Origin of the sequence: Comamonas granuli NBRC 101663, from assembly GCF_000739995.1 — a bacterium.
Lineage (GTDB): Bacteria > Pseudomonadota > Gammaproteobacteria > Burkholderiales > Burkholderiaceae_C > Simplicispira > Simplicispira granuli.
Genome location: NZ_BBJX01000005.1, coordinates 163,446 through 184,802 on the forward strand (window position 1 = coordinate 163,446; position 21,357 = coordinate 184,802).

The window sequence follows — 21,357 nt, forward strand, 5'->3', positions numbered from 1 at the left end:
GGTTGGGGATCAGAGGGTGCAGGCTTCGCAATCGCTGTCGGTCGTATCGGCACTGACTGCCGCTTTGGCCGCGGGCATGGCCACGGCCGCCAGATCGGCCACCGCCTTCATGCCGTTGGAGGTCTTCTGGTTCATGTAGTACTTGGACTTCAGGCCCAGCTTGACGCGGTAGAGGTAGTCCTCGATCAGCTCGGTGGTGGCGATGGAGGCGTCACCGATCACCCGGCGGTAGAAGTCCGCCGAGATTCCTTGGTCGGTCCACTTCTGCACGATGGCATAGAGCTCGGTCATGTCGCGTGCAGGAATATCCCAGGCCGACTGGTACTGCCCGGCCAGCGTGTCGCTGTCGGGAGCGGCCCAGTAGTTCACGCGCTGGTTGTCGGTCTTGATGAGCGTGAGCTCGCGCACCGGGTACGGCAGCCTATGTGGGTGACTATGAGGCATTACGCCAGATGCTGAGGACCAGCACTGCACGTGCTTAAGTGGCGGCGTATTCAAGATGGACGCTGAAGCTTGTCTTCACACAGGGTCTTCCTGAAAAAATTCGCTAAATTTGCAAGACAAGGGGGTTTCGCTTTACAGGATTTCGCCTTTTTAACCCTGTTCCTGAGGTGATTTTCTGCGTAAATTGCGAAGCATGACAACACCCCATGGAACCGCAGAAACGCGCGAACTGGTGCTGCCGGCGCAGGCCAACCACCACGGCACCCTGTTTGCTGGGCAGGGCCTGCAACTGATGGCCCAGGCCGCCTTTCTGGCCGCGCGCGGCCTGGCGCAGCGCGAGGTGGTGATGGCCGGCGTGACGGGCGTGGACTTCCTCGCACCTGTGCCGGTCGGCAGCCAGCTCACCTTGCGCAGCTGGGTCAGCCGCGTGGGCCGCAGCTCCATGACCGTGTGCGTGACCGGGCTGGCCGACCAGCCAGGCATTGCGTCCGAAGAGGTGTTGAAAGGGGTGTTCGAGATGGTGGCGGTGGATGCCGCCCGCCGTCCCGTCGCCATCGCATGTTCTTATCGCAACCAGGAGACCCTCACATGAGCATCCCCACCGCCGAGACCGCGGCAGCACCCAAGGTGAAGAAGTCCGTCGCCCTCTCAGGCGTCACGGCTGGCAATACCGCCCTGTGCACCGTGGGCCGCACGGGCAATGACCTGCACTACCGCGGCTACGACATCCTCGACATCGCCGAGGTGTGCGAGTTCGAGGAGATTGCCCACCTGCTGGTGCACGGCAAGCTGCCCACACGCGCCGAACTCAAGGCCTACAAGGCCAAGCTGCGCGCCCTGCGCGGCCTGCCTGGCAGCGTGAAAGCAGCGCTGGAGCAACTGCCCGCCGCCAGCCACCCGATGGACGTGATGCGCACCGGCGTTTCGGCCCTGGGCTGCGCGCTGCCCGAGAAGGACGACCACAACCTGCCGGGCGCGCGCGACATTGCCGACCGCCTGATGGCCAGCCTGGGCAGCATGCTGCTGTACTGGTACCACTTCAGCAATTCGGGCCGCCGCATCGAGGTGGAGACGGAGGACGACTCCATTGGCGGCCACTTTTTGCACCTGCTGCATGGCGAAAAGCCGCCCGCGCACTGGGTGCGCGCCATGCACACCTCGCTCAACCTGTACGCCGAGCACGAATTCAACGCCAGCACCTTCACCGCCCGCGTCATCGCAGGCACGGGCAGCGACATGTATTCGAGCATCTCGGGCGCGATTGGCGCGCTGCGCGGCCCCAAGCATGGCGGCGCCAACGAAGTGGCCTTTGAAATCCAAAAGCGCTACGACAGCCCAGCCGAAGCCGAGGCCGACATCCGCCGCCGCGTGGAGGCCAAGGAGGTGGTGATTGGCTTTGGCCACCCGGTGTACACCGTGAGCGACCCGCGCAACGTCATCATCAAGGGCGTGGCCAAGCGCCTGTCCGACGAGGCAGGCAGCACCAAGATGTACGACATTGCCGAGCGGCTGGAGCAGGTGATGTGGGAGGTGAAAAACATGTTCCCCAACCTCGACTGGTTCAGCGCCGTGAGCTACCACATGATGCAGGTGCCCACCGCCATGTTCACGCCGCTGTTCGTCATCGCCCGCACCAGCGGCTGGGCGGCGCACGTCATCGAGCAGCGCGTGGACAACAAAATCATCCGCCCCAGCGCCAACTACACCGGCCCGCAAGACCAGCAGTTCGTGCCGATCGAAGAGCGCCGTTGAAGCAAAAACCATAGCTGCTAGCGCTTGATCAGCAGGATTTTCAGCCTGTTTTGGTGCTGAAAGTACCGCCAATCAAGCGCAAGCAGCTCATAAAAAAAGAGCAAGCCTGCCCGCCCCATGATGAACACCGCCCACCGCAAACCCCTGCCCGGTACCGCCCTGGATTACTTTGATGCCCAAGCCGCCGTCGAGGCCCTTCAACCCGGCGCCTGGGCCACCTTGCCCTACACCGCCCGCGTCCACGCCGAAAACCTGGTGCGCCGCGCTGAACCGGCGCAATTGAATAGCTACCTGCGCCAGCTCATCGAGCGCAAACGCGACATGGACTTTCCGTGGTTCCCGGTGCGCGTGGTGTGCCACGACATCCTGGGCCAGACCGCGCTGGTGGATTTGGCCGGGCTGCGCGACGCGATCGCCAAAGAAGGGGGCGATCCGGCCGCCGTCAACCCGGTGGTGCCGGTGCAGCTCATCGTGGACCACTCGCTGGCCGTGGAGTGCGGCGGCTTTGACCCCGATGCCTTTGCCAAAAACCGCGCCATTGAGGAGCGCCGCAACGAAGACCGCTTTCACTTCATCGAATGGACGAAGAAGGCTTTCGCCAATGTGGATGTGATCCCGGCGGGCAACGGCATCATGCACCAGATCAATCTGGAAAAAATGTCGCCCGTGGTGGCGGTGCAAGAGGGCGTGGCCTTCCCCGACACCTGCGTGGGCACCGACAGCCACACGCCCCACGTGGATGCGCTGGGCGTGATCGCCGTGGGCGTGGGCGGGCTCGAAGCCGAGAACGTGATGCTGGGCCGCGCGAGCTGGATGCGCCTGCCTGATATTGTGGGTGTGCAGCTCACGGGCCAGCGCCAAAGCGGCATCACCGCCACCGACATTGCGCTGGCCTTGACCGAGTTCCTGCGTAAGGAGAAGGTCGTCGGCGCCTACGTGGAATTCTTTGGCGCGGGCGCCGAGAGCCTCTCCATTGGCGACCGCGCCACCATCTCCAACATGTGCCCCGAGTACGGTGCCACCGCCGCACTGTTCTACATCGACCAGCAGACCACCGACTACCTGCGCCTCACGGACCGCAGCCCCGAGCAGGTGCGCCTGGTGCAAACCTACGCCCAAACCGCCGGCCTGTGGGCCGACACGCTGCGCGAAGTGCAGTACGAGCGCGTGCTGCGCTTTGACCTCTCCAGCGTGGTGCGCAACATGGCCGGGCCCAGCAACCCGCACCGCCGCCTGCCCACCTCGGCGCTGGTGGCGCATGGCATTGCCGGTGCCGTGAAGCTGGAGATGGCCCGCGCCGAGGAGGCCGAGGGCCTGCTGCCTGATGGCGCCGTCATCATTGCCGCCATCACCAGTTGCACCAACACCAGCAACCCGCGCAACGTCATCGCCGCGGGCCTGCTGGCGCGCAACGCCCGCCGCCGGGGTCTGACCCGCAAGCCGTGGGTCAAGACGTCGCTCGCGCCCGGCTCCAAGGCGGTGGAGCTGTATTTGAAGGAAGCGGGCCTGCTGGGTGATCTGGAAGCGCTGGGCTTTGGCATCGTCGCCTTTGCCTGCACCACCTGCAACGGCATGAGCGGCGCACTCGAGCCGAAAATCCAGCAGGAAATTATCGAGCGCGACCTGTACGCCACGGCGGTGCTCTCGGGCAACCGCAACTTTGACGGGCGCATCCACCCCTACGCCAAGCAGGCGTTTTTGGCCAGCCCGCCGCTGGTGGTGGCCTACGCGCTGGCGGGCACGGTGCGTTTTGACATTGAAAACGACGCCTTTGCCGTGGTCGATGGCCAGCCCGTGCGCCTGAAGGACCTGTGGCCCAGCGACGAAGAAATCGATGCCATCGTGGCCCAGGCCGTCAAGCCTGAACAGTTTCGCGCGGTGTACGAGCCGATGTTCGCCATCCGCCCCGACGACGGTGAAAAAGCGGCGCCGCAGTACGACTGGCGTCCCCAGTCCACCTATATCCGCCGCCCGCCGTACTGGGACACCGAGGGCGTGGGCGCGCTGGCGGCCTTCCCGCGCACGCTGAAAAACATGCGCCCACTGGCCCTGTTGGGCGACAACATCACCACCGACCACCTCTCGCCGTCCAACGCCATCTTGGCCGACAGCGCAGCAGGCGAATACCTGGCCCAGATGGGCCTGCCCGAAGAGGACTTCAACTCCTACGCCACGCACCGCGGCGACCACCTCACCGCCATGCGCGCCACCTTTGCCAACCCGCAACTGCTCAACGAAATGGCGGTGGTCGATGGCCAAGTGCAAAAAGGCTCGCTGGCGCGCATCGAGCCCGAGGGCCAGGTGGTGCGTATGTGGGAAGCGATTGAAACCTACCTGAACCGCCGCCAGCCGCTCATCATCATTGCCGGGGCCGACTACGGCCAAGGCTCCAGTCGCGACTGGGCCGCCAAGGGCGTGCGCCTGGCGGGTGTGGAAACCGTGGTGGCCGAGGGCTTTGAACGCATCCACCGCACCAACCTGATCGGCATGGGCGTGCTGCCGCTGGAGTTTCAGCCCGGCGTGAGCCGCCTGACGCTCCAGCTCGATGGCACCGAGACCTACGATGTGCAAGGCGCGCTGCAGCCGCGTGCCGAACTGATGCTGGTGGTGCACCGCCGCAGCGGTGAAACGCTGCAGGTGCCGGTGACCTGCCGCCTGGACACGGCTGAAGAAGTCTCGGTGTACGAAGCGGGCGGCGTGCTGCAGCGCTTTGCGCAAGACTTTTTGGCATCGAATCGGGCCTGAGCCCTTGCTAGACAAGCGCAAGCAGCTATCAAAATGGATATGACCCAGCACCTTCCCCAAATACGCATTCCCGCCACCTACATGCGTGGCGGCACCAGCAAGGGCGTGTTCTTCCGCCTGCAAGACTTGCCCGAAGCCGCGCAGCAGCCTGGCCCGGCGCGCGACAAGCTGCTGCAGCGCGTCATCGGCAGCCCCGACCCCTACGGCGCGCACATTGACGGCATGGGCGGCGCCACGTCCAGCACCAGCAAGTGCGTCATCCTCTCGAAAAGCACGCGGCCCGGGCACGATGTCGATTACCTCTACGGCCAGGTGTCCATCGACCAGGACTTTGTCGACTGGAGCGGCAACTGCGGCAACCTCTCCACCGCCGCCGGGGCTTTTGCCATTCACGCGGGTTTGGTGGATGCCAGCCGCATCCCCGCCAACGGCACCTGCGCCGTGCGCATCTGGCAGGCCAACATCGGCAAAACCATCATTGCCCACGTGCCGGTGACAGGCGGGCAGGTACAGGAAACCGGCGACTTCGCGCTGGATGGCGTGACCTTTGCGGCCGCGGAAATCGTGCTGGAGTTCATGGATCCGTCAGACGATGGCGAGGAGGGCGGTGCCATGTTCCCGACCGGCAACCTGGTCGATACGCTGGAGGTGCCTGGCGTGGGCAGCTTGCCGGCCACGCTGATCAACGCGGGCATTCCCACCGTGTTCATCAACGCGGCCGATCTTGGCTACCAGGGCACGGAGCTGCGCGAGGACATCAACGGCGACGCAGCGCAGCTGGCGCGCTTTGAGCAAATCCGCGTTGCCGGCGCGCTGCGCATGGGCCTGATCCAAACGCCCGAGCAAGCCGTGCAGCGCCAGCACACGCCCAAAATCGCTTTCGTCAGCCCGCCCAAGGACTACACCGCGTCCAGCGGCAAGGCCATCGCGGCGGCAGAGGTGGACTTGCTGGTGCGCGCCCTGTCCATGGGCAAGCTGCACCACGCCATGATGGGCACCTGCGCCGTGGCCATTGGCACGGCAGCGGCCATTCCTGGCACGCTGGTCAGCCAGGCCGCTGGGGGCGCACGCCCGGTGGTGCGCTTTGGCCACCCCTCGGGCCTGCTGCGCGTGGGCGCCGAGGCACGGCAGGTCAACGGCCAGTGGACGGTGACCAAGGCCGTGATGAGCCGCAGCGCCCGCATTCTGATGGAAGGCTGGGTGCGCGTGCCAGGCTAAGGCGCACGGCTGCCTGCCCCATCAAAACTCCTTATTTCATAGCTTCTTGCGCTTGCCAGGCAAGGGCCAGAGGCACTTTTGACCTATTTTTTTCACATGTCCACACGCCAACAACTCAAACAACTCGTCGAGGCCCGCAACGGCCTGCTCGTGCCCGGTGCCTTCAACGCGCTCTCGGCCAAAGTGGTGGCCGACCTGGGCTTTCAGGCCATTTACGTCACCGGCGCGGGCGTGACCAATATGTGGTTTGGCATGCCCGACCAGGGCTTTATGGGCCTGCACGAGATCGCCGAGCACACCGCGCGCATCCGCGATGCGGTGGAGGTGCCGCTGATCGTGGACGCCGACACCGGCTTTGGCAACGCGCTCAACGTCATCCACACCGTGCGCACGCTGGAGCGCGCCGGGGCCGACTGCATCCAGCTCGAAGACCAGGTGGCGCCCAAGCGCTGCGGGCATTTCAACGGCAAAGAGGTCATCAGCACCGCAGAAGCCGTGGACAAGATCAAGGCCGCTGTGGACGCGCGGCGCGACGGTGATTTGCTCATCATGGCGCGCACCGACGCGGCAGCCACCCACGGCTTCGAGGCCGCCGTGGAGCGCGCGCAGCGGTTTGCCGAGGCGGGCGCGGACATTTTGTTCGTCGAGGCCGTGACGCAAGCTGAAGAGGTGCGCGCGCTACCCCAGCGCCTGGCGCCCCCGCAGCTCATGAACATGGTGATTGGCGGCAAAACGCCGCTCTTCAACGCCGACCAACTGGGCGCGCTGGGCTACGGCATCGTGTTGTACGCCAACGCCGCGCTGCAGGGCGCAGTGATGGGCATGCAAAAAACGCTGACCACGCTGCGTGACGCCAAGGAGGTGCGCGAAGACAGCGGCCTGGTGACGCCGTTTGCCGAGCGCCAGCGCCTGGTGGGCAAGCCCGCCTGGGATGCGCTGGAGCAGCGCTACACCTGATCGGCGTTGCAAACCCTGCAGAAAGGGCGCGGGGCCAGCCCGTGCGCTGAACGGCGCTGCGTCAGGCAGGCAAGGGCTGGCGGGCCTGCGCGATAAAGGCCTGCAGGTAGTCGGTGGCCCGGTCCGCCTCGCGCACGCCCAGGTAGATGTGCTTGGCAATACCACGCGGCCCCAGCCGCACGGGCACCACATCCATTTTGCTGGTGTACTCCTGCACCAGCCAGCGCGGCAGTGCGGCCACGCCCCGGCCGCTGGCCACCATCTGTACCATGATGTCCGTGGTTTCGATGGTTTTGTGGCGCTTGGGCAGCACGCCGGCGGGCAGCAGAAACTGGGTGTAGATGTCCAGCCGATCCGTGGCCACCGGGTAGGTGATGAGCACCTCTTGCGCCAACTGGCGGGGATGGACGCAGGGCGCACCCGCCAGCGCGTGGCCGCGCGCCACCACCAGCACCTGCTCGTAATCGAACACCGGTTCAAAGTGCAGGCCCGGCTTGAATACCGGGTCGGGGGTGACCAGCAGGTCGATCTCGTAGCCGTACAAGGCGCCCATGCCGCCGAACTGGAATTTCTGTTTCACGTCCACGTCCACGTCGGGCCAGGCAGCGAGGTAGGGCGACACCACCTTGAGCAGCCATCGGTAGCACGGGTGGCACTCCATGCCGATGCGCAGGCTGCCACGCTCACCCTGGGCGAACTGGCGCAGGCGCTCCTCGGCCAGGTCGAGCTGCGGCAGCACGCGGCCGGCCACCGCCAAAAGGTACTGGCCCGCCTGCGTCAGGCGCAGGCTGCGGCCCTCGCGCAGCCAGATGGCCGTGCCCAACTGCTGCTCCAGCTTCTTCATGCTGTGGCTCAGGGCCGACTGGGTCACGCACAGCTTGTCGGCAGCCGCCGTGAGCGAGCCTTGCTTCTCGACCTCCTGCAGCACGGCGAGATGGATGCGTTCCAGCATGACGTATGAATAAAAGTAATTGGTTGTTGAAATAAGACCATTTTACTTCATCGAAAGCAGTGCCTACCATGCGCCCGATTCCTTCGTTTCCCTCCCATTCACTGCTTTGCTCAACACCGACATGACGACAATCCATAACCTCGGCTTTCCCCGCATCGGCGCCCGCCGCGAACTGAAGTTCGCGCTGGAGTCCTACTGGAAGGGCGCCTCCTCGCGCGATGAACTCACGGCCCTGGGCGCCCAATTGCGCCAGCGGCACTGGCAGGACCAGGCGGGCCTGGACCTCGTGCCCGTCGGCGACTTTTCGTTCTACGACCAGGTGCTGGACATGAGCTTCCTGCTCGGCAACCTGCCCGAGCGTGTGCATGGCTTTCACGGCGACATGCTGGACAACTACTTCCGCGTGGCGCGCGGCCGCTCGGCCCAGGGCCCCGAGAACCGCAGCGCCTGCTGCGGCGGCGTGGCGGCGGGCGAGATGACCAAATGGTTCGACACCAACTACCACTACATCGTCCCCGAGTTCAACGCCGCCACCCCGTTCAAGCTCGACGCCACACGCCTGCTGGCGCAACTGGCCGAGGCCCAGGCCCAGGGGGTGAAGGCCAAGCCGGTCATCATCGGCCCGGTCACTTACCTCGCCATCGGCAAGGCCAAGGACGGCTCGAACAAGCTGGCGCTGCTGGAGCGCCTGTTGCCGGTCTATGCCGAACTGCTCGATACCCTGGCCGCGCAGGGCGTGGAGTGGGTGCAGATCGACGAACCCATCCTGGTGACGGAGCTGGATGCCGATTGGCAGCACGCCTTCAACACCGCCTACCACCACCTCAAGGCGGTCAAGATCAAGATCTTGCTGGCGACCTATTTCGGCCCGTTGCAAGAGAACGCCTACCTGGCTGCCAACCTGCCGGTGGCAGGCCTGCATGTGGATGCCATCAACGACCGCGACGGCGTACAGCCGCTGATCAACCTGCTGCCCACGCACAAGGTGCTGTCGCTGGGCGTCATCAATGGCCGCAATATCTGGAAGACCGACCTCACGGCGGTGCTCGACTGGATCGAGCCGCTGGCCCAGCGCCTGGGCGAGCGCCTGTGGATCGCGCCCTCGTGCTCGCTGCTGCACGTGCCGGTGGACCTGGACAGCGAGCAGAAGCTCGACCCCGAGGTCAAGTCCTGGCTTGCTTTCGCGCTGCAAAAGCTGGGCGAACTGCGCGTGCTCGGCAAGGCGCTGCGCGACGGGCGCGACGCGGTACAGGCCGAGCTGGCGGCCAACGCCGCCGCGCTGGCCGCGCGCCGCGCCTCGCCGCGCGTGCACAACCCGGCGGTGCAGGCGGCGGTGGCACGCATCGGTGCCGGCCTGGGCCAGCGCGAGAGCACCCATGCCCAGCGCGCGGCCCAGCAAGCGGCGCACCTGAAGCTGCCGGCCTATCCGACCACGACCATCGGCTCCTTCCCGCAGACGGCGGAAATCCGCCACGCACGCAGCGAGTTCAAGGCCGGTCGCCTCGACTAGCCCCCTTTAACTACATGTGATTGGGCTGCCCACGTAAAATCCTGCACCCCCAGATTGGCCCGCCTGATGGCCGCACCCCCATGAACGCCTACGTCGACGTCTCGTTTTTCCCGCGTGCGGCCAAGCCGATCACGAGCTACAAGCCCTTCTGGGCCAAGCGCTTCGGTACGGCCCCGTTCCTGCCCACGAGCCGCGCCGAGATGGAGCAGCTCGGCTGGGACAGTTGCGACATCATCATCGTCACGGGCGATGCCTATGTGGACCATCCGAGCTTCGGCATGGCCGTGATCGGGCGCACCCTGGAGGCGCAGGGCTTTCGCGTGGGCATCATCGCCCAGCCGGACTGGCAGAGTGCCGAGCCCTTCAAGGTGCTGGGCAAGCCCAACCTGTTCTGGGGCGTGACGGCGGGGAACATGGATTCCATGATCAACCGCTACACGGCCGACCGCAAGATCCGCAGCGACGACGCCTACACCCCCGGCGCCGAGGGCAACCGCCGCCCCGACCGCGCTGCCATCGTCTACAGCCAGCGCTGCCGCGAGGCCTACAAGGACGTGCCCATCATCCTCGGCGGCATGGAAGGGTCCCTGCGCCGCATTGCGCACTACGACTACTGGAGCGACAAGGTGCGCCGCTCCATCGTGGTGGACGCCAAGTGCGATCTGCTGCTGTACGGCAATGCCGAGCGCGCGCTCATCGAGATCGCCCACCGCCTGGCGCGGCGCGAGCCGGTCGAGCGCATCACGGACGTGCGCGGCACGGCCTTCATCCGGCGCCCGGGCGACCCGACGGCCGAGGGCTGGCTGGAGCTCGACTCCACCGAGGTGGACCGCCCCGGCCCGGTGGAGGCGCACATCAACCCCTACCAGACCACCAGCGAGCAGGCGGCCGGCCAGGGCGCGAGCTGCACCAAGGAGGATGCTACCAATTCGGGAGCTGCTGGCGCTTGTGCTACAAGCGCTGCCGGCCAAAATGATGCAGGAAAACCGCTGCAATTCGTGCCCAACCCGGCGCTGCTGAGCAAAAAAGCCCTGGCGCGCGAGAAGACCGTGATCCGCCTGCCCAGCTACGAGCAGGTGAAAAGCGACCCCGTGCTCTACGCCCATGCCAGCCGTGTGCTGCACCTGGAGACCAACCCGGGCAATGCCCGTGCCCTGGTGCAGGCGCATGGCGAGGGCAGCACGGCGCGCGACGTGTGGATCAACCCGCCGCCCATTCCGCTCACCACGGCAGAGATGGACCACATCTTCGACCTGCCCTACGCGCGCAGCCCGCACCCGCGCTATGCCGACGAAAACGGCCGCCATGACGGCGCGACCAAGATCCCGGCCTGGGAGGTGATCCGCTTTTCCATCAACATCATGCGCGGCTGCTTTGGCGGCTGCACTTTCTGCTCCATCACCGAGCACGAGGGGCGCATCATCCAGAGCCGCTCGGAAGAGTCCATCCTGCGCGAGATCGAGGACGTGCGCGACAAGGTGCAGGGCTTCACCGGCACCATTTCCGACCTGGGCGGTCCCACGGCCAATATGTACCGCCTGGGCTGCCGCACGCCCGAGATCGAGGCCGCCTGCAGGAAGCCCAGCTGCGTCTACCCCGGCATCTGCCAGAACCTGACGACCGACCACGACCCCTTGATTTCCATCTACAAGAAGGGCCGCGCGATCAAGGGCATCAAGAAGATTCTGATCGGCTCGGGCCTGCGCTACGACCTGGCCATCCAGTCGCCCGAGTATGTGAAAGAGCTGGTGCAGCACCATGTGGGCGGGTATCTCAAGATCGCGCCCGAGCACACCGAAGCGGGGCCGCTGACCAAGATGATGAAGCCCGGCATCGGCAACTACGACAAGTTCAAGCTGCTGTTTGAAAAGTACACCGCCGAGGCGGGCAAGAAGCAGTTCCTCATTCCGTACTTCATCGCCGCCCACCCCGGCACCAGCGACGAGGACATGATGAACCTCGCCATCTGGCTCAAGAAGAACGGCTTTCGCGCCGACCAGGTGCAGACCTTCTACCCCAGCACCATGGCCACGGCCACGGCCATGTACCACACGGGCATCAATACGCTCAAGGGCGTGCACCGCGATATGGGTGAGGGCGGGCGCGGCGAGAAGGTGGACGTGGTGCGCGGCGAGAAGCGCCGCCGCCTGCACAAGGCCTTTCTGCGCTACCACGACCCGGCCAACTGGCCGCTCCTGCGCGAAGCCCTCCGGGCCATGGGGCGCGCCGACCTGATCGGCAATGGCAAGCACCACCTCATCCCCACCTACCAGCCCCTGCCGGGCCAGTGCCACAAGGCCGACAAGGCCAAGTACCACGTGATCCCGACCATGGCGCTGGACCAGGCGCGCAAGTCCGCCGCCCAGCCCCGGCCGGGCCAGGTGCTGACCCAGCACACGGGCCTGCCGCCGCGCGCAGGCACCCAGGGCCGCCCCGCCTCGCCCGCCAAGGGCAAGCGCCGCTGAGCGCGCTGCCCCGGGCAGCCGCGGCCCGGGGCGCCGGAGGCCTGGGCATGCAGGGTGCGGTGCCGGGCAGTGCGATCCGGGCAACAGCAGCGCGGCAGCGCAGGTATGCACCCTGTTCAAAGCCCCCTGGCAGTGCTACAACGGCCACAGCCGGTCGCAAAATGTTCTGCAACTTTGCGGCACTGCCGGTGTCCACTCGACAGTGCCGTCACAGGAGGGCCTTATGGATGCCATCAGCAATTTCGCTGCCCGCTACGCGCATGGCCGCGAAGAGGACATGTCCATCGACGAGTACCTCGCCGAATGCAAGCGCAACCCCATGGCCTACGCCACAGCCGCGCAGCGCATGCTTCTGGCCATTGGCGAGCCCGAGATGGTGGACACGCGCGACGACCCGCAGCTCTCGCGCCTCTTCGCCAACAAGGTGATACGGCGCTACCCCACCTTTGCCGAGTTCTATGGCATGGAAGACGCCATCGAGCAGGTGGTGAGCTTCTTCCGCCATGCCGCGCAGGGGCTGGAGGAGCGCAAGCAGGTGCTGTACCTGCTGGGCCCCGTGGGCGGCGGCAAGAGCTCCATTGCCGAGCGGCTCAAGTACCTGATGCAGAAGGTGCCGTTCTATGCGCTCAAGGGCTCGCCGGTCAATGAATCGCCCCTGGGCCTGTTCGACCCCATGGAGGACGGCCCCATCCTCGAAGAGCAGTTCGGCATCCCGCGGCGCTACCTGCAGCGCGTGCTCTCGCCCTGGGCCGTCAAGCGGCTGGAGGAGTATGGCGGCGACATCCGCCGGTTCCGCGTGGTCAAGCGCTTTCCCAGCATCCTGCGGCAGGTGGCCATCGCCAAGACCGAGCCCGGCGACGAGAACAACCAGGACATCTCCAGCCTGGTGGGCAAGGTCGATATCCGCAAGCTCGAGAACTTTGCCCAGGACGATACCGACGCCTACAGCTACAGCGGCGGCCTGTGCCTGGCCAACCAGGGCCTGCTCGAATTTGTGGAGATGTTCAAGGCCCCCATCAAGGTGCTGCACCCGCTGCTCACGGCCACGCAGGAGGGCAATTACAAGGGCACGGAGGGCTTTGGCGCCATCCCGTTCGACGGCATCGTGCTGGCGCACAGCAACGAGAGCGAGTGGAAGGCCTTTCGCAACAACAAGAACAACGAGGCCTTCCTCGACCGCATCTACATCGTCAAGGTGCCCTACTGCCTGCGCGTGAGCGAGGAGGTCCGGATTTACGAAAAGCTGATCCGCGAATCCTCCCTGGCCCAGGCGGTCTGCGCGCCGGGCACGCTCAAGATGATGGCGCAGTTCGCCATCCTCACGCGCCTGAAGGAGCCCGAGAACTCCAGCATCTACAGCAAGATGCAGGTCTACGACGGCATGAGCCTCAAGGACACCGACCCGCGCGCCAAGAGCTACCAGGAGTACCGCGACTATGCCGGGGTGGACGAGGGCATGAGCGGCGTCTCCACACGCTTTGCGTTCAAGATTCTCTCCAAGGTATTCAACTACGACAGCACCGAGGTCGCGGCCAACCCCGTGCACCTCATGTACGTGCTGGAGCAGCAGATCGAGCGCGAGCAGTTCCCCGCCGAGCTGGAGACCAAGTACACCGGCTTCATCAAGGAATACCTCTCGCCGCGCTATGCCGAGTTCATCGGCAAGGAGATCCAGACCGCCTACCTGGAGAGCTACAGCGAGTACGGGCAGAACATCTTCGACCGCTACGTGACGTATGCGGACTACTGGATCCAGGACAGCGAGTACCGCGATACCGACACCGGCGAGGTGTTCGACAGGAATGCGCTCAACGCCGAGCTGGAGAAGATCGAGAAACCCGCGGGCATCGCCAACCCCAAGGACTTCCGCAACGAGATCGTCAACTTCGTGCTGCGCGCCCGCGCCAACAACCAGGGCCGCAACCCGGCCTGGACGAGCTACGAGAAGCTGCGCCTGGTGATCGAGAAGAAGATGTTCTCCAACACCGAGGAGCTGCTGCCCGTCATCAGCTTCAACGCCAAGGCCAGCGCCGAGGACGCGCGCAAGCATGAGGACTTCGTCACGCGCATGGTGGCCAAGGGCTACACGGCCAAGCAGGTGCGCCTGCTGTGCGAGTGGTACTTGCGCGTGCGCAAGAGCAGCTAGGGCGCCGTGCTCCCCAGGGAGGGCAGATGGCAGTGCAGATCATCGACCGCAGGCTCGCCGGCAGGAACAAGTCGGTGGGCAACCGCGAGCGCTTCATCCGCCGCTACAAGCAGCAGATCGCCGAGAGCGTGCGCCGCGCCGTCGCGCAGCGCGACATCCGGAACATCGAGCAGGCCGAGAGCATCTCCATCCCGCAAAAAAGCATCCGTGAGCCGGTGTTCCGCCACGGGCCCGGCGGCATCCGCGACACCGTGCACCCGGGCAATGCCGACTATGTGCGCGGCGACCGCATCGCGCGCCCGCCGGAGGGTGGCAGCGGCCAGGGCGGGCAGGCCAGCGACGGCGGGGAGGGGGAGGATGACTTCACCTTCACCCTCACCAAGGAGGAGTTCATGCAGCTCTTCTTTGAAGACCTGGCCCTGCCGCACCTGCTGCGCACGCACATCGGCGACAACCCGCAGTGGAAGTCGCGCCGCGCTGGCTACAGCCAGGACGGTACGCCGCACAACCTGGCCGTGCTGCGCACCATGCGCGGCGCCCTGGGGCGGCGCATCGCGCTGACCAAGGCCGACCAGCGCGAATCGCAGGCGCTGCAGGCCCAGCTCGAGGCCCTGCGCGCCGCGGGCGATGGCGCCAGCGAAGCCGCCGCCGGGCTGGAGCGCCAGATCGACGCCCTGAGGCAGCGCATGGGCCGCGTGCCCTTCCTCGACCCCATCGACCTGCGTTTTCGTGCGCGCACCCAGGTGCCCGTGCCCAACAGCCAGGCGGTGATGTTCTGCGTCATGGACGTCTCGGGCTCCATGGACCAGGCGCGCAAGGACCTGGCCAAGCGCTTCTTCATCCTGCTGTACCTGTTCCTCACGCGGCACTACGAGACGATCGACATCGTCTTCATCCGCCACCATACCCAGGCGGCCGAGGTGAGCGAGGACGAGTTCTTCCACTCCACCGAGAGCGGCGGAACCGTGGTCAGCAGCGCGCTGGCGCTGCTGGGCGACATCGTGCGCGCGCGCTACCCGGCGCAGGACTGGAACATCTACGTCGCCCAGGCCAGCGACGGCGACAACTTCAGCAACGACAGCGGCAACTGCCGTGACCTGCTGGCCGACCGGATCCTGCCGCTGGTGCGCTACTTTGCCTACGTGCAGGTGGCCGAGGAAGAGCAGAACCTCTGGGAGGAATACAGCCAGTTGCTGCCCCTGTACCCGCACTTTGCCATGCGCAAGGTGGCCCAGCCGGGCGACATCTACCCGGTCTTTCGCGAACTCTTCAAGAAAGAGGGGGTGCAGGTATGAGCATGGTGCACTACCCGGTGCTCGAGCGCCGCGTGGGCGACAACCCCTGGAAGGCAGCCAGCACGGGCGAACGCCGCCAGCGCAGCGTGCCGCGCGAGCCCCTGCCCGCGGGCGCGCGCCCCGCACAGCCCCTGCCGGACCCGAGCGACTGGAGCTTCGAGCTCATCGAGCGCTACCACGCGGCCATTGCCGCCACCGCCGAGCGCTTTGGCCTCGATACCTACCCCAACCAGCTCGAGATCATCACCGCCGAGCAGATGATGGACGCCTACGCCAGCGTGGGCATGCCGGTGAACTACCGGCACTGGAGCTACGGCAAGGCCTTCCTCGCCACCGAGCGGCGCTACCGGCGCGGGCACATGGGGCTGGCCTACGAGATCGTCATCAACTCCGACCCCTGCATCAGCTACCTGATGGAGGAGAACACCACCGCCATGCAGGCGCTGGTGATCGCCCACGCCGCTTACGGGCACAACAGCTTCTTCAAGGGCAACTACCTGTTCCGCATGTGGACGGATGCCTCGTCCATCATCGATTACCTGGTCTACGCGCGCGACTTCGTCGCCCAGTGCGAGCAGCGCCACGGCATGGATGCGGTGGAGCAGGTGCTCGACTCCTGCCATGCGCTGGCCAGCTTCGGCGTGGACCGCTACCGCCGCCCGGTGCGCAAGACGCTGGCGCGCGAACGCCTGGAGCGCGAGCAGCGCGAGCACTACGCCCAGCAGCAGGTCAACGAGCTGTGGCGCACGCTGCCCGCGCGCCCGGGCAAGGACGCCCCCGCCCAGGCGGCCGAGCGCTTTCCCCGGGAGCCGCAGGAGAACCTGCTCTACTTCATCGAAAAGCATGCCCCGCTGCTCGAGCCCTGGCAGCGCGAGATCGTGCGCATCGTGCGCAAGATTGCGCAGTACTTCTACCCCCAGCGCCAGACGCAGGTCATGAACGAAGGCTGGGCCACCTTCTGGCACTACACCTTGCTGGGCACGCTGTACGACGAGGGCTGGCTGACCGATGGCGTCATGCTCGAATGGCTGGGCTCGCACACCAACGTGATCTACCAGCCTCCCGTCGGCCATCGCGCCTACAGCGGCATCAACCCGTACGCGCTGGGCTTTGCCATGTACCGCGACCTGCAGCGCATCTGCCAGCACCCCACCGAGGAGGACCGGCGCTGGTTCCCCGACATCGCAGGCGCACCGTGGCTCCCCACGCTGGACCACGCCATGCGCAACTTCAAGGACGAGAGCTTCGTCGGCCAGTTCCTGAGCCCGCGGCTCATGCGCGACATGCGCCTGTTTTCCGTGCACGACGACGCCAGCGCCAAGGAGCTGGTGGTCAGCGCCATCCACGACGAGGAAGGCTACCGCAGCCTGCGGCAACTGCTCTCGCAGCAATACGACCTGGGCACGCGCGAGCCCAACATCCAGGTCTGGAGCGTCAACCTGCGCGGGGATCGCAGCCTCACGCTGCGCCACACCCCCTACCAGGGCCGCCCCCTGGCCGAAGACACGCGCGAAGTGCTCAGGCACGCCGCCCGGCTGTGGGGCTTTGGCGTGCAGATCGAGAGCGTGGACGGCGAGGGCCGCCCGGTGCAGTTGTACGCAGTGCCTGCGCCGCCGGGCTGAGCGGCGCCGGTGCGCTCGCGCAGGGCGCGCTCATCCGCGGCTCAGGACGCCGCCTGTCCGTGCCGGCCCGCGCCCTGGGCAAAGCGCGCTGCGCCCGCCGCACCTTCCGCTGCCACCATGGGCACGCCCTGGCGGCCTTCCATGCGCAAGGCCTCGTGCAGCGGCAAATCCCACTGCGCATAGCATGCACTGCGGTCGGCCAGCATGCACTGCTGCGGAAAGGCGGCAATCTGCTGCGCCAGCTCCAGCGCCGCCGCCTGCGCGCCGCCCGGGGGCACGACGCGGTTGACCAGCCCCATGGCCAGCGCCTCATCGGCGGCCACCGCACGGCCCGTGAGGATCAGGTCCAGCGCCCGGCCCATGCCCACGATGCGCGGCAGGCGCACCGTGCCGCCGTCGATCAGCGGCACGCCCCAGCGCCGGCAGAACACGCCCAGCGTCGCATCGGCATCGGCCACGCGCAGGTCGGCCAGCAGCGCCAGCTCCAGCCCGCCGGCGACGGCGTAGCCATTGATGGCCGCCACCACCGGCTTGGACAGCGCCATGCGCGTGGGCCCCATGGGGCCGCTGCCGCCGCCCTCGGGGTCGAACTCGTTGCGCAGCTCTGGGTCCCCCACGGCCGCCAGGTCGGCGCCCGCGCAAAAATGCCCACCCGCGCCCTGCAGCACCGCCACGCGCAGCCCCGCGTCGGCCTCGAAGCGCTCAAAAGCCGCCCGCAGCGCCTCGGCCATGGGGCGGTGCACGGCGTTGCGCTTGGCCGGGCGGTTGAGGGTGATCAGGCACACCGGGCCATCGGTGGCGAACAAGACGTCGGACATGGTTCCTCCTGGGGGCTGCATCAGAAGCCATGGTACTGCCGCACAGGCGCGATCATCCGCAGGGCACCCGTAGCCGAAGCCCTGCGCCAGCGTGACGCCGCCGCCCGGCTGGTGCTGGTGCCTGATGTGGGCAAGGAAGAAAGCGCCGCAGAGATTGCCCAGGCCGTAGGGGCTGCCGTTGCCTACATGCCCCAGGGCGAGGCGCAGAACTTCGACGCGAACGACCTTGCCCAGCGTGACGGGTTTGATGTGCTGGCCTGCACGCTGGAAGCTGCGACAGAGCCCCCGAAGCCCGCGCCCCGCTACAAGCTGCTGGGAGCCGATGAACTGCGCGACCTGCCCCCGCTGGCGTGGCGTGTGCGTGGCGTGCTGCCTGCCGTGGGGCTTGCTGCGCTGTATGGCCCGAGCGCATCCGGTAAATCGTTCCTGGCCTTCGACATGGCCGCCGCCATTGCTGAGGGGCAACGCTGGTTTGATTGCCGGGTGGAAGCTGCGCCCGTGGTTTACGCCGCGTTGGAAGGCGAAGCCGGGTTCAAGCTGCGCGCCCAGGCATGGGAAGTAAGCCGGGGCCGTGCGCTGCCTGATGGCCTGCGCATGATGCTGCAACCGTTCAAGCTGACCGATGGGCAGGACGTGCTAGACCTGGCCGCCGTGGTGCCTGCTGGCGCTGTGGTGGTGCTGGACACGCTGAACCGTTCCGCACCGACCGCAGACGAAAACAGTTCACGCGACATGGGCGAGATTCTGGAAGCTGCCAAGACTCTGCAAACCCTGACCCGTGGGCTGGTGCTGCTGGTTCACCACACGGGCAAGAATGCCGCCGCTGGCCTGCGTGGGCACAGTTCGCTATTCGCTGCGATGGATGCCGCAATCGAGGTTTCACGCGAAGGCGACCGCCGGGAATGGAAGGTTGCGAAAAGCAAGGACGGGCAGGACGGAACCGCACACCCGTTCAAGCTGCAAGTGGAAACGCTGGGCGTGGAGGAAACCGGCGAGGCCATTACATCGTGCGTGGTGCTGCGCGACACCGCCGCCCAGGATGTGCGCGCCGTGAAGCTGCCCCAGGGTGGCAATCAAAAGATTGTGCTCACCGCCCTGCGCACCATGTTCAAGGACGGCACTACGGGCAAAGCCGGAGCGCCTGCACTGGCGAAGTGTGTGGAGCTTGAAGCCGCCGTGACGTTTGCCGCATCCGCGCTGCTGGTAGCTCCCGACCGCAAGGCAGAGCGCGCCAGAGAGGCAATCACGGGGCTCGTGGCGCGTGGTGTGCTGGGCTGCAATGAGGGGTGGATATGGCAAGCCTGACGCCCCGAAATTCCCCGTTTTCCCCGTTTTCGGGGATTCCCAGGCCCGAAATTCCCCGCCCCCCCTTTAAGGGGGGAGGTTTTCGGGGGACTTTTTCCGGTGGGGAGGTTTTGCGATGACTGCTGACCTTTTCGGACTGGAACAACAGACACCCCGAACCAACAGCCGCCCCGAAGCTGCCGCCCTGGTGGAAGTCTTGAAGGCACTGAGAACGCATCCCGCCGTGGCATGGGCCGAGCGCATGAACACCGGAGCCGCAAAGGTGGGCAACCGCTTTATCCGTTTCGGCTGGCCGGGCTGCCCTGACGTGCTGGGGCAATTGAAGGATGGCCGCTTTTTGGGTGTGGAAGTGAAAGCCCAGGCCGGACGCCTGCGCCCAGAGCAAGCCCTATTCCTGGCGCGCATCCGTGCCGCTGGTGGCGTGGCCTTTGTGGCGCGTGACCTGCGCGATGTGCGCGAGCAACTGAAAGAAAACAAATGACGTTCGCCTTACTCCACCTTGCCGGGCAGCTACGGCACAAACACACCCGCCGCAGGTTTGTCGAAAAGACCTTGCACCGCTGGGGCATGAGCCGCCGCCAATCCCAAAAAATCTCCCGTCACATCCCATGAAGAAAGACCAGACCATGACCATCGAAGAAGCAATTTTCCAAATCCAGCGACTGACCGAAATTTCCGAGGCAGAAACCGCCCGCATGGCGCTACTGGTCAAAGAAGTGGCGAGGCTTAACGACCGGCTAGACCGCCTGCGCGAACTGGTGAAAAACCTTTAAACGCTGGCGCTTTTTTTCCTATGTGCTACACTCGCGCCCAATGCCGCGATGCAAAAAACATCCGGCAGGCGCCGAGTGATTTTCTCGGGCTGGACAACAGAGTGATTCTGACCCTGCCAGCGAAAAGACACCCAATTGCTGACACCTGCGTGATGCTTGCGATGCGATGGATTTAGGCGACTTCCATCCAACATTGAAAGGCATCATCATGTCCATCGTTCAAGAAGTTCAAGAGGGCATCAAGGCCCTGCAAGACAAACTCAGCGCAGAAATCAAAGCCGCCAAGGCAGAGCAAGATGCAAAGATTGACGCGGCACTGACCGACCTAGCGCAAGGCGGCGTCACCATGAAGTCCATGCCCGGCGGCACTGCTGACAATCTCGGGGCGCAGGTGGCGACGCAGTTCGAGGCCAACCGCGAACTGTTCGGCAAAACCAAATCCCTGCGCCTGGAAATCAAAGCCGCTGCCGACCCTGTGACCACCACATCGGGCCGCAGCATCATCGCGGGCGGCGTGGGTGCCATTCAAGGCGGCATCATGGGCCTGCAAAACGCAATCCCGTCGCGCCGCGTGGCAAGCACTTCCGTTGTTGAGTATTCGCGGTTTACCGGCACGCAAGGCGCGGCAGCGGTTCAAGCTGGCGAAGGCGCTGCGAAGGCTGCAATCCGTCCTGACCACAGCCTCATCACGCAATCCGCTCTGACGGTTGCGGGCTATTGCAAGATGAGCAAACAAGCCCTGGCCGATTCCGAAGAACTCAAACGCGCCGTGGATATCACGCTGATGCGCTCTGTCTCGGCCGGCGTTGACGCGATGCTCTGGGGCGGCAACGTCGCCCCGGCATGGACGGGCCTGGCCACGCTGGCGACGGCGTTCAGCAGCAGCACCTACACCGCCTTGCCCGATGCGATTAGCGCGGGCGTGGCTGACATGCAAAGCGATGGTTTTGTGCCTGATGTTGTCTGCATGTCGCCTACGTCCTGGCTGGCTATCTGCACCGCGAAGGGCACTGCAAACGACCACTATCTATCCGGCTCCTACTTGGGCAGCATCGAGCCGAGCCTGCGCGGTTTGCGTGTGGTGCTGTCTCCCAGCGTGACCGCCGGTTCTGCGCTGCTCATGGATAGCGCACACAGCGAACTTATCGTGAGCGATGGTTTCAGCATCGAGGTCGGCTACGTGAATGATGACTTCACGAAAAACCTTGTGACCATTCTGGGCGAGGTGCGCGTGATTCCTATCTTCCGCACCGCCGGTTCCATGCTGGTCGTGAGCTAAGCGACAAAGAATTGCGGGGGTTAGTTTCACCCCTGGAAAGTGGCCCGTCGAGCCATCGCAATAAATCGACCGTCGG

The 21,357-nt window shown here is 65.6% G+C and carries 16 protein-coding genes and 1 pseudogene; 14 read left to right on the forward strand and 3 right to left on the reverse strand.

Annotated features, from left to right (window positions below; all coding sequences use genetic code 11):
* Positions 1–9: 9 nt before the first annotated feature.
* Positions 10–408 carry a ribonucleotide reductase barrel domain-containing protein gene (locus tag CGR01S_RS06340; RefSeq protein WP_042423973.1) on the reverse strand — a complete coding sequence of 133 codons (399 nt, stop codon included), beginning with the start codon at positions 406–408 and terminating at the stop codon, positions 10–12.
* Positions 409–637: 229 nt separating this feature from the next.
* On the opposite strand from CGR01S_RS06340, the gene CGR01S_RS06345 reads away from it, so the two are divergent.
* The 5 genes from CGR01S_RS06345 (at position 638) to CGR01S_RS06365 (ending at position 7,116) form a co-directional block, all read left to right on the forward strand.
* Positions 638–1,036 carry an acyl-CoA thioesterase gene (locus tag CGR01S_RS06345; protein ID WP_042423975.1) on the forward strand — a complete coding sequence of 133 codons (399 nt, stop codon included), beginning with the start codon at positions 638–640 and terminating at the stop codon, positions 1,034–1,036.
* Positions 1,033–2,196, forward strand: a complete 1,164-nt coding sequence (gene prpC / locus CGR01S_RS06350) for a bifunctional 2-methylcitrate synthase/citrate synthase (protein WP_042423977.1) — start codon at positions 1,033–1,035, stop codon at positions 2,194–2,196. Before CGR01S_RS06345 ends, prpC begins: the two co-directional genes overlap by 4 nt.
* 120 nt (positions 2,197–2,316) lie before the next feature.
* Entirely contained in the window at positions 2,317–4,941 is a 2,625-nt protein-coding gene (acnD, locus tag CGR01S_RS06355) for a Fe/S-dependent 2-methylisocitrate dehydratase AcnD (protein ID WP_042423979.1), read from the forward strand.
* 33 nt (positions 4,942–4,974) lie between these two features.
* Positions 4,975–6,159 (forward strand): 2-methylaconitate cis-trans isomerase PrpF, encoded by a 1,185-nt coding sequence (gene prpF / locus CGR01S_RS06360; RefSeq protein WP_042423982.1) that lies wholly within the window; start codon positions 4,975–4,977, stop codon positions 6,157–6,159.
* A 96-nt stretch (positions 6,160–6,255) separates the two neighbouring features.
* Positions 6,256–7,116 carry an isocitrate lyase/PEP mutase family protein gene (locus tag CGR01S_RS06365; protein ID WP_042423985.1) on the forward strand — a complete coding sequence of 287 codons (861 nt, stop codon included), beginning with the start codon at positions 6,256–6,258 and terminating at the stop codon, positions 7,114–7,116.
* A gap of 61 nt (positions 7,117–7,177) precedes the next feature.
* Here CGR01S_RS06365 and CGR01S_RS06370 read toward each other — a convergent pair whose 3' ends face one another.
* Positions 7,178–8,068 carry a LysR family transcriptional regulator gene (locus CGR01S_RS06370; RefSeq protein ID WP_042423988.1) on the reverse strand — a complete coding sequence of 297 codons (891 nt, stop codon included), beginning with the start codon at positions 8,066–8,068 and terminating at the stop codon, positions 7,178–7,180.
* A 121-nt stretch (positions 8,069–8,189) separates the two neighbouring features.
* Between CGR01S_RS06370 and metE the strand changes: the two are divergent.
* The 5 genes and pseudogenes from metE to CGR01S_RS06395 all read left to right on the forward strand — a co-directional run.
* A pseudogene (gene metE / locus CGR01S_RS06375) lies at positions 8,190–9,575 on the forward strand (5-methyltetrahydropteroyltriglutamate--homocysteine S-methyltransferase); the annotation flags it as partial.
* Between the two features lie 83 nt (positions 9,576–9,658).
* Positions 9,659–12,043: a YgiQ family radical SAM protein gene (locus CGR01S_RS06380; protein WP_042423991.1), complete on the forward strand. Its 2,385-nt coding sequence runs from the start codon at positions 9,659–9,661 to the stop codon at positions 12,041–12,043.
* 223 nt (positions 12,044–12,266) lie between these two features.
* A complete protein-coding gene (locus CGR01S_RS06385; RefSeq protein WP_042423994.1) occupies positions 12,267–14,189 on the forward strand; it encodes a PrkA family serine protein kinase in 1,923 nt (640 codons plus the stop codon).
* Between the two features lie 26 nt (positions 14,190–14,215).
* Positions 14,216–15,484, forward strand: coding sequence for a YeaH/YhbH family protein (locus tag CGR01S_RS06390; RefSeq protein ID WP_042423997.1), 1,269 nt, complete (start codon positions 14,216–14,218; stop codon positions 15,482–15,484).
* Entirely contained in the window at positions 15,481–17,106 is a 1,626-nt protein-coding gene (locus CGR01S_RS06395) for a SpoVR family protein (protein ID WP_042424000.1), read from the forward strand. The genes CGR01S_RS06390 and CGR01S_RS06395 overlap by 4 nt, the downstream gene beginning before the upstream one ends.
* A gap of 41 nt (positions 17,107–17,147) precedes the next feature.
* On the opposite strand, the gene CGR01S_RS06400 is transcribed toward CGR01S_RS06395, so the two are convergent.
* Complete coding sequence (locus tag CGR01S_RS06400) at positions 17,148–17,924, reverse strand: crotonase/enoyl-CoA hydratase family protein (RefSeq protein WP_042424003.1); 777 nt, start codon at positions 17,922–17,924, stop codon at positions 17,148–17,150.
* A gap of 126 nt (positions 17,925–18,050) precedes the next feature.
* Between CGR01S_RS06400 and CGR01S_RS06405 the strand changes: the two genes are divergently transcribed.
* The 4 genes from CGR01S_RS06405 (at position 18,051) to CGR01S_RS06415 (ending at position 21,281) form a co-directional block, all read left to right on the forward strand.
* Complete coding sequence (locus CGR01S_RS06405) at positions 18,051–19,229, forward strand: AAA family ATPase (protein ID WP_245616764.1); 1,179 nt, start codon at positions 18,051–18,053, stop codon at positions 19,227–19,229.
* Between the two features lie 115 nt (positions 19,230–19,344).
* Complete coding sequence (locus CGR01S_RS06410; RefSeq protein WP_042424005.1) at positions 19,345–19,710, forward strand: VRR-NUC domain-containing protein; 366 nt, start codon at positions 19,345–19,347, stop codon at positions 19,708–19,710.
* Positions 19,711–19,855: 145 nt separating this feature from the next.
* Entirely contained in the window at positions 19,856–20,002 is a 147-nt protein-coding gene (locus CGR01S_RS16630; RefSeq protein WP_156967511.1) for a hypothetical protein, read from the forward strand.
* A gap of 208 nt (positions 20,003–20,210) precedes the next feature.
* Positions 20,211–21,281, forward strand: coding sequence for a phage major capsid protein (locus CGR01S_RS06415; protein WP_217997528.1), 1,071 nt, complete (start codon positions 20,211–20,213; stop codon positions 21,279–21,281).
* Positions 21,282–21,357: the final 76 nt, after the last annotated feature.

Excerpts from the sequence above, each read along its gene's own strand:
- CGR01S_RS06395 (WP_042424000.1), top strand. The coding sequence starts at position 15,481 with ATGAGCATGGTGCACTACCCGGTGCTCGAGCGCCGCGTGGGCGACAAC.
- CGR01S_RS06345 (WP_042423975.1), top strand. The coding sequence starts at position 638 with ATGACAACACCCCATGGAACCGCAGAAACGCGCGAACTGGTGCTGCCG.
- CGR01S_RS06385 (WP_042423994.1), top strand. The coding sequence starts at position 12,267 with ATGGATGCCATCAGCAATTTCGCTGCCCGCTACGCGCATGGCCGCGAA.
- CGR01S_RS06400 (WP_042424003.1), bottom strand. The coding sequence starts at position 17,924 with ATGTCCGACGTCTTGTTCGCCACCGATGGCCCGGTGTGCCTGATCACC.
- CGR01S_RS06410 (WP_042424005.1), top strand. The coding sequence starts at position 19,345 with ATGACTGCTGACCTTTTCGGACTGGAACAACAGACACCCCGAACCAAC.
- prpC (WP_042423977.1), top strand. The coding sequence starts at position 1,033 with ATGAGCATCCCCACCGCCGAGACCGCGGCAGCACCCAAGGTGAAGAAG.
- CGR01S_RS06380 (WP_042423991.1), top strand. The coding sequence starts at position 9,659 with ATGAACGCCTACGTCGACGTCTCGTTTTTCCCGCGTGCGGCCAAGCCG.
- CGR01S_RS06390 (WP_042423997.1), top strand. The coding sequence starts at position 14,216 with ATGGCAGTGCAGATCATCGACCGCAGGCTCGCCGGCAGGAACAAGTCG.
- CGR01S_RS16630 (WP_156967511.1), top strand. The coding sequence starts at position 19,856 with ATGACCATCGAAGAAGCAATTTTCCAAATCCAGCGACTGACCGAAATT.
- prpF (WP_042423982.1), top strand. The coding sequence starts at position 4,975 with ATGGATATGACCCAGCACCTTCCCCAAATACGCATTCCCGCCACCTAC.
- CGR01S_RS06365 (WP_042423985.1), top strand. The coding sequence starts at position 6,256 with ATGTCCACACGCCAACAACTCAAACAACTCGTCGAGGCCCGCAACGGC.
- CGR01S_RS06415 (WP_217997528.1), top strand. The coding sequence starts at position 20,211 with ATGTCCATCGTTCAAGAAGTTCAAGAGGGCATCAAGGCCCTGCAAGAC.
- acnD (WP_042423979.1), top strand. The coding sequence starts at position 2,317 with ATGAACACCGCCCACCGCAAACCCCTGCCCGGTACCGCCCTGGATTAC.
- CGR01S_RS06370 (WP_042423988.1), bottom strand. The coding sequence starts at position 8,068 with ATGCTGGAACGCATCCATCTCGCCGTGCTGCAGGAGGTCGAGAAGCAA.